Annotated in this window: 9 protein-coding genes and 2 pseudogenes; 6 read left to right on the forward strand and 5 right to left on the reverse strand. The window is 33.7% G+C overall.

Features of this window, described 5'->3' with window-relative positions; translation table 11 throughout:
• Positions 1-227 (reverse strand): annotated as a pseudogene (locus LB941_RS06655) (myo-inosose-2 dehydratase); the annotation flags it as partial.
• Positions 228-754: 527 nt separating this feature from the next.
• Between LB941_RS06655 and iolG the strand changes: the two are divergent.
• The 3 genes from iolG to rihA all read left to right on the forward strand — a co-directional run bounded on the left by iolG (position 755) and on the right by rihA (position 3,465).
• Positions 755-1,780: an inositol 2-dehydrogenase gene (gene iolG, locus LB941_RS06660; RefSeq protein WP_253360534.1), complete on the forward strand. Its 1,026-nt coding sequence runs from the start codon at positions 755-757 to the stop codon at positions 1,778-1,780.
• Positions 1,781-1,823: 43 nt separating this feature from the next.
• A complete protein-coding gene (locus tag LB941_RS06665) occupies positions 1,824-2,297 on the forward strand; it encodes a heme-binding protein (protein ID WP_253360536.1) in 474 nt (157 codons plus the stop codon).
• A 232-nt stretch (positions 2,298-2,529) separates the two neighbouring features.
• Positions 2,530-3,465 (forward strand): pyrimidine-specific ribonucleoside hydrolase RihA, encoded by a 936-nt coding sequence (rihA, locus tag LB941_RS06670; RefSeq protein WP_253360538.1) that lies wholly within the window; start codon positions 2,530-2,532, stop codon positions 3,463-3,465.
• A gap of 100 nt (positions 3,466-3,565) precedes the next feature.
• Here the strand turns inward: rihA and LB941_RS06675 are convergent, their stop codons facing one another.
• The 4 genes and pseudogenes from LB941_RS06675 to LB941_RS06690 all read right to left on the reverse strand — a co-directional run.
• A complete protein-coding gene (locus LB941_RS06675) occupies positions 3,566-4,723 on the reverse strand; it encodes an ROK family protein (RefSeq protein ID WP_253360540.1) in 1,158 nt (385 codons plus the stop codon).
• A 160-nt stretch (positions 4,724-4,883) separates the two neighbouring features.
• The gene (xylB, locus tag LB941_RS06680; protein ID WP_253360542.1) at positions 4,884-6,389 is read right to left on the reverse strand and encodes a xylulokinase; all 1,506 of its coding nucleotides are present in this window, start codon (positions 6,387-6,389) and stop codon (positions 4,884-4,886) included.
• Positions 6,390-6,514: 125 nt separating this feature from the next.
• The gene (xylA, locus tag LB941_RS06685; RefSeq protein ID WP_253360543.1) at positions 6,515-7,855 is read right to left on the reverse strand and encodes a xylose isomerase; all 1,341 of its coding nucleotides are present in this window, start codon (positions 7,853-7,855) and stop codon (positions 6,515-6,517) included.
• Between the two features lie 111 nt (positions 7,856-7,966).
• Positions 7,967-8,509 (reverse strand): annotated as a pseudogene (locus LB941_RS06690) (MFS transporter); the annotation flags it as partial.
• Between the two features lie 219 nt (positions 8,510-8,728).
• Here LB941_RS06690 and LB941_RS06695 point away from each other — a divergent pair.
• From LB941_RS06695 to LB941_RS06705, 3 genes are read left to right on the forward strand one after another with little or no spacing between them, the layout of a single operon-like run.
• The gene (locus LB941_RS06695) at positions 8,729-10,348 is read left to right on the forward strand and encodes a glycoside hydrolase family 43 protein (RefSeq protein ID WP_253360544.1); all 1,620 of its coding nucleotides are present in this window, start codon (positions 8,729-8,731) and stop codon (positions 10,346-10,348) included.
• 40 nt (positions 10,349-10,388) lie between these two features.
• The gene (locus LB941_RS06700) at positions 10,389-11,753 is read left to right on the forward strand and encodes an MFS transporter (RefSeq protein WP_253360545.1); all 1,365 of its coding nucleotides are present in this window, start codon (positions 10,389-10,391) and stop codon (positions 11,751-11,753) included.
• Positions 11,754-11,792: 39 nt separating this feature from the next.
• Entirely contained in the window at positions 11,793-13,340 is a 1,548-nt protein-coding gene (locus tag LB941_RS06705; RefSeq protein WP_253360546.1) for a glycoside hydrolase family 43 protein, read from the forward strand.

Here is a 13,340-nt window from a genome sequence, read left to right on the forward strand (position 1 = left end):
CTAAACCATTGACCAGCAATCTTCAAATTACGTAATTTCAGTTCATAATTTAACTTTTCTGGTCCAGGGAAAAAGCCTCCGACTTCAGTTCCTTGAAAACCCGCTACAACAATATCACTTAATAATTGTTGTAAGTTGTTATCCTTTCCAATTGAAGGAATATCATCGTTACGCCAACCGATTGGTGCGATTCCCCACTTTATATCTTTTTTTGTATCATAATCCATAATTTTTACCTCCATCTTTACCCACAAACCACAACTTGTTAAAAATTCACTTCATGAAGTTAAAACCAAACTCATAAGACACAAGCACACATTATCTATTTAGATATTGTGATTTTTTTAGCATTCAATAATTATTCAGCGCTTTGTAAACGCATTTTTTATTGAGCAAATGCTTGTGAATTAAATATTTTTTTGAATAAGGTAACAGCAAACTCAAAGCATTTGCTTACTCTTTTCACCATTAGATTACCACTAAATTAGCATTTGTCAACAAAGATACGAAAAATATTTTTTTAAAGTTCAATGTTTATAAAAGTATTGACATTCACAATACATAGTGAAATAATGTCTTGTGTAAGGTTGCTTACATTTGTGCTATATGTAACTTACTTTTAAAAAAGAAAAATTTACTCTTCTATAAGTAAATATAAAACTAATTCATTTTATAGCGAATTAGTCGCTAAGTACTATAAAAGTAATTTTTTCAAACCAGAGATATGAATTGATTTTTGAAAGGTGTGTTTTTTATGGAAAAAGTATATGCTGGTATTATTGGTTTAGGTAGAGCGGGGCAAATGCATTTAAAGAATTTACTAACTATTTCTGATATTGAAATTGTTCAAGTTGCTGACGTTTTCATTGAAAACGTTTCAGAAAAGCTAAATGCTTTAGGAATAACAAATCAAACTAAAGATTATCATGAACTGTTAAGTAATCCTAAAATTAATACCGTTTTCATTTTCACTTCAACTGATACTCACGAAGAAATTGTTACTGCCGCAGCTAAAGCGGGGAAAAATATTTTTTGTGAAAAGCCACTTAGCATGAACACTGATGAACAAGCTAGTATAAAGGTTCTTCAAGAAGTTAAAAAAGCCGGGGTTTCTTTACAAATTGGCTTCAATCGCCGTATGGATCCGCAGTTTAGAGCTGTTCATGAAAATATTCAAAATGGTAAAATCGGAACTCCTCAAATGGTCAAGATAACATCTCGCGATCCCGATGTCCTTCCACATGAACTAATTAAACGTATTGGTGGCTTATTATTTGACTTCACTATGCATGATTTTGATATTGCAAGATATATGATGCATAGTAATATATCCGAAGTTTACGCTAAAGGCGGAACATTAATTGATCCTACATTAAAAGATATTAACGATATCGACACACTTGCTCTTGTTCTACAATTTGAAAATGGAACATACGGTTTAATTGATAACAGTCGTCGTGCTGTCTATGGTTATGACCAACGTGTAGAAGTTTTTGGTTCTGAAGGTATGCTAAAAGCTGAAAATGTTAGTGGGAGTACAGTTGAACTTTATAATTCTAAAAGAACTGAACTTAGTAACCCATTACCTGTTTTCCAAGAAAGATATCGCCCAGCTTACATCGCTGAGATGAAAGCTTTTGTTAAATCATTATTACTCAACAAACCAGTTGTCGCTGAAGGATTAGACGTTATTATGGCTCAACGTGCTGCAAGTGCTGCACAAAAATCGCTCGAAACAGGTCTACCTCAAAAAGTAGATGCTTCGTATCCTTTGATTTAACAACTATATTAGCTTATTTTATGTATTAAAAAGGAGTCTTACATTGATAACAGCGCAAGAAGTTTTAAAACAAGAAACTGAAATTGTCTTACCGCACTTTGGACTAGCAGATTTAAACAGTTTTGTATCTATCCTAAAAGAAATAGATTCTACTAACTATGAAAAAGTCTGTGTTTTAATCAAATTAAATAAACGTCCTGTCTTTTTTCATGCAGGCAAGTTAACTACTAATGAAAACAATATTTGGATTAAGAAAAAAGAAAATGTTGTAGATATGTTTGATCACTCATCGTTATATGAGAAATTATTGTACACGGATAAACCAGAAAAGTTTTATCAAGAAACAGGTTTATCTCCTACACAATTTGCCATCGTTGGAGGTGGCATTCCAATAATCGTTAAAGATACCGGTATAATTGGTAGCTTAACTATCTCTGGATTATCTGACATTGAAGATCATGACTTCGGTTGTCGTGCATTATTAGCCTACAAAGAACTTTTACTGAAAAAACAATAAGTTTACAGCAATCTACCACTCTGATTCCTTATAATAAAACTAGTAAATTAACTACTCAGTCACGAATAATTAATTTACTAGTTTTATTTTATTCTTTGAATTTTCTTCTAAGAAAAGCTAATATTAGCTTGCTAATCACTATTTTATTGCGCTATGATTATATCATAATTAAATTTTTTGTAACCGCTATCTAAAAACGTTAAACATATATTAATAGCTAGGAGATTTTACTATGGATGTTGAAAATATTATACTTGACTGTGATCCTGGACATGATGATGCTATTGCCTTGATTTTAGCGGTATACTCCTCTAAAATCAATTTACTCGGTGTTACAACTTCTGCAGGCAATCAAAAACATAGTCAAACACTTCGCAATGCCATGTCTATTTTAACTTTAATGAATGAAAAAACAATTCCTGTTGCCTCTGGTAATCATACCCCTTTGCTTAGAGAGCTTATATCTGGCGTTAGTATGCATGGGCTTACAGGACTAGACGGTGCTGATTTGCCTATCCCAAACTTTGCAGTTCAGTCTCTAACTGCAATTGAACTGATTGCGAAACTAGTCTCAGAAAGCGAGAAAAAAGTTACCCTCGTTGTTACTGGTCCTTGCACTAATATCGCTTTATTCTTAACTGTATATCCTAACTTAAAAAATCATATTAAACAATTAGTAATTTTTGGTGGTGCAATGGGAACTGGCAATTGGTGTCCTACAACTGAATTTAATTTCCAAGCCGATCCAGAAGCAGCTAAAATTGTTATGTCTTCAGGTTTACCAATTGTTCTTGCTCCCTTAAATGTTGGTTTTGAAGCTCAACTACTCGACAAAGACAAAGCTAAAATACATAAAGTTAAAAACTCTGTTGGAAAAGCAGTAGCTGGTCTGATTGATTTTTATGGTTTATCATTTAATACACATTGGGACTTTAAAGGACTTCCTTTATACGATCCATGTACAATAGCCTGGCTCATTGATCCTAGTAAATTTGTATCACAAAAATGTAATGTAGAAGTTGAAACTCAGGGTATTTTTACAACAGGAGAATCTGTCATTGATTATCACCATATAACAAAAAGAAAACCCAACGCAAATGTCCTTTTTCATCTTGATCGAGAGTGGTTTGCTAATTTAATATTTGAGGCTGTTAATTCTTTCGACTGAATTTATTAAAACATTATTGTTCTTAATATGTTTTCTGCAACACCAAAACATCGCTGGCAAAGACACTTATATCCGTCTTTACCAGCGATGTTTGTTACTATTAATTAAAGTTCAAATCAAAATCATCTAAATGTAAGACATGATGCGTTATTAATGAACATGCTCCTAATAATGTTGCTTGATTCGAATGTTCTATCAAATTCAATTTGATTTCATAACTTCGTTTATTTTTTTTATTTAAAATATCGACTTCTTTAGTAATTTTTTGAAAGATTAGCGGTTCTTCTTCCATTAGTGGTGAGCATAAATACACCGTATCCGACGCACAAAACTTAGATATATTATAAATCGAACGCGCTATTTCACTAACAAAATCTGCTATAACTTTTTCTACTACATTATTCTTTTCATTCAAATACTTAATAAGTAGTTCTCTTGAAAAAGTCTCTATATTTAAGGATTTAGCTAAGAATTTAATCATTGCATCTTCTGACCATAATTGTTCAATATCTGCATAGGTACCACCGTTTTTGCTAACAAGCATCTGGCCTATTTCTCCCGCTTGACCATGAAAGCCACGAAATAAATTCCCATTAATTATTACACCAGAACCTATCCCTTTATGGATGCTTACGACAATCAAGTTTTCAATCGTATTCTTATTAAGAAAATCCCTTGCATATAAAGCTACTAAATTAGATTCATTTTCGATTAGGACTGGAACTTCATATTTTTCTGCAAACATTCTATGTAAATCTATATTTTCTAAATCTACAAATGGAGAATAAATAATCTGATTATCATCAATAACCCCATGCACTGAAAAGCAAATTCCCAATAATCCTCTATCTGTTTTAACGGTGGCTAGGAAATGCTTAATCTTATCATCAATGATTTTCAAAATTTCCGCTGTTTCATCACCGTAAATTGAGACCTTCCCCTGTGTAACAATTTCACCATTGAGCAAGTTGGCCATATAATGCAAGTTGTGAAAAGAAATATCAAAGCTGACCGTAAAGCCATAGTTAGCATTGATCCTAATCTTAGTTGGTTTTCTCCCGCCTAGATTGGAAGCTTCTCCTTCACCTAATTCTTCCACAAGATTTAATTGCTTTAAAGTATCATAAATACTTGAAATAGTTGACTTATTCAAACCCACTGAACGCGAAATCTCCGCTCTTGTAGTTACTTTATTATTAAATAGTTCTTGTAAAATAGACTTAGTACTATTGTTTTTTATCATTTCTAATTCATTCATATAATTATTCCTTTAAGTTATTCATCTACGCCATCCAGTTATCAAAGTTGCTTCTATTAATAAGTATACTACATTTATTACTTAAACCTATGTAAACAGAAAAAGTCTGCACAATATTTTTGCGCAGACTTTTCAAAACTAAAGTAGCTAAACTTTAAACTTAATTTTCCCTTCTATACTCAACCAAACTATGGGTTATTTCTTTAGTTGCTGGATATATTTTCTGATATATTTTGTGTAGTTTTTTGTATTTTGCTACATTGTCTTTATGCGGTAATAAAACATCCTTAAAATTCACAAAACTCTTTGCACATTCTTGCAAATCTTTAAACCAACCTAAACCAACTGCTGCTAACATTGCAGCTCCAAGGCCTGGTCCTTGTTCGTTTTCAAGAGTTACCACTTTAACATTAAAGATATCAGCTTGGATTTGTTGCCATAATTTATTTTTGGCTCCACCACCGATAGCAACAATCGTATCAAAATCATTATCTTTTTCGCGATACTTTTCAAGAATATCTTCAAAAGAAAAGATTATTCCTTCCAAAACAGCACGAACAAAATCTGAGCGCTTATGGATGCTGTCAATCCCTATAAAACTACCTCTAATATCGGCATCTGCGTATGGAGCACGCTCTCCAACAATATATGGAGCAAACATCAATCCATTAGCTCCAATTGGGGATTTTGTCGCACTATTAACCATTTCGTTAAAATCTTCATTTTTTGCAAATGTTTGTTTAAACCAACTCAATGAAAAACCAGCTGCTAAAGTTACCCCCATTGAATAGAATGCATTTGGTATTGCATGATCCTCATATTGCAAATCACCTTGATAATTTGTATTTTTATCAGCTTCATATTTCAAAATCACACCTGATGTTCCAATGCTTGAAAGAACCTTATTTGAACTAGTAATTCCTGCGCCTACTGCTCCACATGCATTGTCTGCACCGCCACCAAAAGTTAGTGTCTCCGTTGTTAGTCCTGAATAATCTGCATACCACTGGTTTATTCTACCTGAATTTTCAATTGACTTTATAAGTGGTGGACACAGTCTTGCTGGAATTTCAAAAGTATCTAGGATTTCTTGACTCCACTCTTGTTTTTTTACATCCAACATAACAGTTCCGGTAGCATCTGAATAATCAATTGCTAAATTACCCGTCATTTTAAACCGTAAATAATCTTTAGGCAATAGCATGGTTTGTGCTTTTGCAAAGACCTCAGGTTCATTTTCTTTAACCCATAACAATTTAGGCAGTGTGAACCCTTCTAATGGTTGATTATGCGTAATTTCAACAAAACGTTCTCCCATTCGATCCATAATTTCATAGCGTTGTTTACTTGACCGTGTGTCATTCCAAAGCATCGCTGGACGTAAAACTTGATTATCTTTATCCAATAAAACCAAGCCATGCATCTGACCCGAATAGCTAACTCCCTTTATTTGCTTAGGATTTAACTTATCACTCAGTATTAATCGAACAATCGCTACAGTAGTTGCATTTACCCAATCTTCTGGATTTTGTTCAGCATAACCCGGATGTGGTTGTTGTATTGGAAAATCCATTTTTTCTTGAGCTATAATCTTGCCACTTTGATTAACTGCAGAAACCTTTACCGCACTAGTTCCTAAGTCTATCCCGAGTACACAATTATCCATGACCGTCTCTCCTTAACTTTCATTAATGCTAAAATAGAAAAGTTATTAATGTTGCTATATCCCTTCATAAAGCTTTATTCAAGGTCAGTACCATTCCAGTCTTTTCTATTTTAATATCTGTTACTCTATTTCAAAGCTTGAACAATATAATGATTTATCGTGTCTTTTACTTGCTCTAGATGATCTGAGTGAGTAGCTGCACGTAACTGTTCTGCAGTTTTATCAATAGCATATGCTTCAAGCGACTTGAAATCTGCCTTTCCTGACTCAATATCTGCCCCGATTCCAGAATCATATGAACTGTAGCGTTCCTTAATAACATCATCAAGAACATGGTCTTCTTTCATCTTAACTGCTACACGTAAGCCCGCTGCAAATGTATCCATACCAACGATATGACCATAGAATAAATCTTCTGGTTCGAATGATGAACGACGAGGTTTTGAATCAAAATTCAAACCACCGCGAGGTCCAATAGCTCCTTCTTCAACAACCTCACACATAGCTGCTGTTGTTTGATACAAATCAGATGGAAATTCATCAATATCCCAACCAATCAACTTGTCTCCTTGATTTGCATCTAATGATCCTAACAAACCAGCTGAACGAGCCACTCTAATTTCATGTTGATACGTATGACCTGCTAAGTTAGCGTGATTTCCTTCTAAGTTAAGCTTGAAGTCTTTGTCTAAGTCATATTCTTTCATAAACGCTATTGTTGTCGCTGCATCAAAATCATATTGATGTGTTGTTGGTTCCTTTGGCTTTGGTTCTAGCAACATCTGAGCATCAAAGCCAATTTCATTAGCATAATCTTTAGCCATATGGAAGAACTTAGCTGCATGTTCTTGTTCGCGTTTCATATCTGTATTCCAAAGTGATTCATAACCTTCTCTACCACCCCAAAAGACATAATTTTCAGCGCCAACTCGCTTACCAATTTCAAGACTATGTTTTAATTGGGCTGCTGAATATGCAAATACATCTGCGTATGGTGATGTAGCTGCACCTGCAACAAAACGTGGATTGGTAAACATATTAGCTGTATTCCACAATACCTTCATTCCTGTTGTTTTTTGATATTCAACAATTTTATCAACAATCTTATCAAGATTTTTGTTTGTTTCTCTTAGAGTAGCTCCCTCAGGTGCTAAATCACGATCATGAAAACAGAGATAGTCAACACCTAATTTTTCATAAAATTCAAACGCAGCATCAACTTTAGCCAATGCTTGATCCATTGGGTCTTTATACTTATCGTATGGTCTAATAGCTGTTCCATCACCAAATGGATCTACTAATCGTTGGTCAAATGTATGCCAGTATGCTACTGAAAAACGTAGCCAATCGCGCATTTTTTTACCGCCAATAACTTCATCTGGATTATAATACTGAAAACCAAGCTGCGATTTGCTATCCTTATTCCCGATATATTGTATCTTGTCCACATTCCAATAATTACTCATGTTAAATTCCTCCTTTAAAGTTAGTTGGTTAATAAAACCAACTTGTCAACCAAAATTGTAAACTAAATTTTCAAAAAAAGCAAGCCCTTTCATTCGATTTAATAAATGCTTTTAATTTTCTTCACTGTATCCTTTCTTATGCGCTTGTGTACGCAAATATGCTTCAATTGATTCAAGTGACTTATTCCGTGTTTCAATTGTATGTTTAGCTACAAACCAAATAGCTACAAAACAAAGAATTCCGTAAACAATAAATAATCTTGCTATCCCTTGACCTTCAGGGTTAGAAACATTCGTTGGACTAAACACTGTTAGTAAATACGTAAATGATTCAGATACAGCAAAATTAGCTGCCCAGTTAATTACAGCACCAAAAGAGTTACCTAAATCACGAATGTTAAGTGGGAAAGCTTCACCAATCATAACCCACATAACCGGGCCCCATGTAGCAGAAAAGAAGGCGATATACAAAGTTAATGCAATAACACAAATCCATGAACCTAAATTACCATTACCAGCCTTTAATAAAATCATTGCAATCGACATGATAAAAAGAGAAGCTCCCATCCCAATAGCACCATAGATTAACATTTTTTTACGATCAATTTTATCCATAATTTTTACAGCAATTGCTGTTACGATAACATTGAAAATACAAAAATAATTAATACAATTTTGTAAAAAACAGAATCAATATTCATATAAAGTTCTTGACACAGTTAATGCAAGCGGATACAATCAAAGGGAATAAAGTTGTTTTTTTGTCTGGCCAGGCTTACGTAAGTTCGTTTAATAAATCAACTTACATTCAAAAATTAATAAAATTAGTCAACTTATAACGAACTATTTTATTTGAAAGAAAGGAAATCTCTTATGAAAATTAAAAATCCTGTTTTACCTGGATTTAATGCTGATCCAAGTTTTATTCGTGTTGGTGACACATACTATATTGCTAATTCTACTTTTGAATGGTTCCCTGGAGTTCGCCTACATGAATCAAAAGATTTAATACATTGGACACTACTGCCTTCTCCACTTTCAACAACTAAATTACTCAACATGGTAGGCAATCCTTCTTCAGGTGGTATTTGGGCACCTGATTTATCATATGCCGATGGAAAATTCTGGCTAATTTATACCGACGTTAAAGTTACTGAAGGTCCATTTAAAGATGCAACTAATTATTTAACAACCTCAACAGATATCCACGGTCCATGGACAGACCCTATTGTTGTGAATGGTGTTGGTTTCGATGCCTCCTTATTTCATGATGATGACGGACGTAAATACTTAGTCCAACAAACTTGGGATCACCGTGAATACCATCATGAATTTAATGGAATTACATTAACAGAATTTGATACAAGTGACATGCATTTGAAGCCGGAAACCGCACGCACTATTTATGATGGAACAGACGTTAAATTAGTTGAAGGTCCACATCTCTACAAAATTAATGGTCAATACTATTTATTCACTGCACAAGGTGGAACTGTTTGGACACATGAAGAAGTAGTTTCTCGATCAAAGAGCCTTGAAGCTCATTCATTTGAGACTGAACCTAATGGGCCATTTATCACTAACTTTGATACTCCTGATTTCTATATACAAAAACAAGGTCACGGTGCTTTAGCAAGTACTCCAAGTGGCGAATGGTATTATGCATCATTGATGAGCAGACCATTAAATCATCCAACTGAATCTTCACATGATCCTATGGGATGGTGCACATTAGGACGTGAGACATCTATTCAAAAAGTATACTGGGACGATCAAGGTTGGCCTCGAATTGTTGGTGGCCATGGCGGTCAAATTGAAGTCGAGGCACCAAAAGATGCAATTCAAACAACTTCATCATTGGATCATTCACGTCACGATGAATTTGATGAAAAATCTTTAAATATAGATTGGAACACATTACGTGTACCTTTCTCACATAAAATGGGTTCATTTGGAGATGGCAAATTAAAACTAATTGGTCAACGTTCACTTGCAAGCACATTTGATGTTTCAATGTTGGCACAAAGGTGGCAATCGTTTAATTTTGATGCAGAAACTAAAGTGCAATTTAATCCCTTTAATTATCAACAGATGGCTGGTTTAGTCAATTTCTATAATGAAAAACATTGGTCGTGGATTTATATTACACATGACGAAAACAAGGGAAAGGTTATTGAAATTGCTCAAAATGATAATAATAACTACACATCTTATCTGAAGGATAATTCTATTAAAATACCCGATACTGTCAATTACATTTGGTTCCGTACCAAAATTCGTAAATTAGAATACTCATATGAATATTCGTTTGATGGTATAACATGGTTCTCAACGCCAGTCATTCTAGATGCAGCTATTCTCTCTGATGACTATGTCTTACAAACTTATGGCGGTTTCTTTACAGGTGCTTTTGTTGGGGTAGCCGCTGTTGACTACTCAGGATATAAACAAACAGCCACTTTTGATTCGTTTGATTACAAAGAATTAAAATAAAAAATTACAATTGTTGCCTTAAATTAGGAGGATTCAAATTATGGTTCAACAAATTAAACTAAACTTTAGTGAGAAGTTAGGTTATGGTTTCGTAAACATGGCCGTAAACTTGATTTTCAATGTTGTAAGTACGTATCTGCTTTTCTTTTATACTAATGTATATGGGCTTCGACCGGCTGATTCCGCTTTAATGTTTTTAATTGTTAAAGTAGTCGACGCCATCGGAAATCCACTCTGGGGAACATTTGTAGACAAAAGAACAACTAAATTTGGTAAATATCGCGGTTATTTACTTTACTTAGCCCTACCTTATGCTTTCTTCTCCGTTATTGCTTTTATAACACCTAATGTTGGATATACGCTCAAATTAGTATATGCTTACACAACATACGTATTCTTGTCATTACTTAATGTAGGTCTTTGTATTAATGGGGCACTTCCTGCAGCTATGACACGTGATAATGATGAAATCACCGTACTAAACTCGTATAGTTTGTTTTGCTCAAACACAGGTGGAGTTCTTGTTTCATTCTGTGTACCTTTGTTAGTTACAAATATTTCAGGTTCGTACTCTGGTCCTCAATCACAAATTGGTTGGTCTTTAACAATGGGGATTTTTGCTATTTTAGGATTATTTGGCTTACTCTTTGGCTTTAAAACAGTCAAAGAGCATTATCACATGGATGAGGCAGATGCCGCACAAGTATCTGTTAAAGATTTTGCTACCCAAGCTAAAGCTAATAAACCTTATGTATTAATCTTTATTTACATGATACTTGCATTTACGTTTATGACAATGGTTAACTCTGGTGCTTCATATTATGTAACTTATAATATGGCAAATCCAAATATGCTAAAATACTTTAATGTTTTAGGTACCTTACCATCATTTCTAATCGTACCTGCAATCCCTTGGATGAAAAAGAAAATGGGGCGTAAAGGAATGATGCATACATTTAGTGTATTACTAATTGTAGGGCTTATGATTCTTGCATTTAGTAACGCACACAACATTGCTTTAGCTATGTTTGGCAAATTATTAGCATCATTAGGTATGATTGTCACAACTGGATACATGTGGGCATTTGTCCCTGAAATTACTAATTATGGCGAATGGAAAACAGGTAAAAGAGAAAATGCAATTATTAGCTCTACTTACCAATTTGCAGTAGCCATTGGTTTAGCTATTGGTGGTGTTATCCCTGGATATATCCTCCAAGCTGTTGGCTTTAATGCAAATCTTAGTGTTCAATCAGCTAATGCAATGAGTGGCATTCTTTGGATTATGTGTTACATCCCTGCATTGCTAATTCTACTTAGCATGGGTTTAATTCAAATGTATCCAATTACAGATAAGTTAATGAATCAGATGAATATAGAAATTGATGCGCAGAATGCAAAATGATTCAAACGATTAGCAACTTATGAAAGAAGTTAATATTTTATGAAAGCGATTAATTTTAAAAATCCTATCATTAAAGGTTTTCATCCAGACCCATCTATTTGTGCAGTTGGGAAAAATTTTTATCTTGTAAATTCAACATTCTCTTATTTTCCAGGTATTCCAATATTTCACAGCACTGACTTAGTACACTGGAAGCAAATAGGTAATGCTCTTACTCGTAAAAGTCAGGTAGATTTAAGTAATAATGAAGATTCTGAAGGAATCTATGCACCTACAATTAGATTTCACAACGGGTTATTCTATATAATATCTTCGAATGAAGCACATGGCGGTGTGTTTATTATCACCGCTACTAATCCTAAGGGGCCTTGGTCTGATCCTACATTCATTAAGGATGCAGATGGGATTGATCCAAGTCTATATTTTGAAAATAAAAAAATATTCTATGTAGGTACACATAACAATTCAAAAGGAACTAAGTTTTTTGGAGACAATGAAATCTACCTTGTTGAATTAAATACAACTACTCTTCAATTTAAAGGAAAAGTGATTCCCCTCTGGAATGGTGCACTAAGAAATGTTGTTTGGCCTGAAGGGCCTCATATTTATAAAAAGGGAGGATATTACTATTTATTAATAGCAGAAGGCGGTACGGAAAGTCACCATTCAATAACAATCGCAAGAAGTAAAGAATTAACAGGACCATATGAAAGTAATCCTGATAATCCAATATTGACACATCGAAATATGGGAAATAAATACAATGTCGCAAATGTTGGTCACGGTGATTTTGTCAAAGCATTTACAAATGATTGGTACTTTGTATGTCTAGGAAGCCGTAAATGCGAAAATGTTGTTAATACTGGTAGAGAAACATTTCTTGGCCATATTTCCTGGGAGAATAATTGGCCTGTACTAAATCCAGGAATGGGAATACTTGAGAAATATGGTAAAATTTTTCTACCTGAAAATAATATTTCAGAACCTCGAAAGACAATTAATTTTTCAAATCAAAAATTTGATAACAGACTACTATTCTTACGTAATCCCAAAGAAGAAAAATATAAATTTAATATTAATGGAAATCTAGTCATGAAAAGTTCAAATGTAAAATTATCCGACTTAGATTCTCCAACATTTATTGGACTTAGACAATGCTCAATGTTCGGAACCTTTGAAGCATCATTTGGTGAAATCCACTTGCTAGATTCTGAATTAGGTCTTACTATCTACCAAAATCACAAAAATAATCTTAATTTTTTTGTAAAAAAAGAAAAAATAGGATATTCTCTTAACCTTGCTAAATTTAGAGATGGCACAAATCAAATATTACTGACAAAGCCTTTAAATATAACCGTAAATAAATTAATTGTTAAGCAAAATGCTCAACAGACTACTTTTGGCTATGTATTGCGTAATTCTCAAGATTATCATTGGTTCAATATTAAAGTTGATACTAAATTTTTGAGTACAGAGATTGCTGGTGGATTTACTGGATGTGTACGAGGAATTTATATTTCAAGTACCTCAGTTAATACTTCTGACTACGTAGAGTTACTAGAATTTAATGTAAGTGAGGATCAGTAG

Source organism: Ligilactobacillus ubinensis, assembly GCF_024160875.1.
GTDB classification, from domain to species: Bacteria; Bacillota; Bacilli; order Lactobacillales; family Lactobacillaceae; genus Ligilactobacillus; species Ligilactobacillus ubinensis.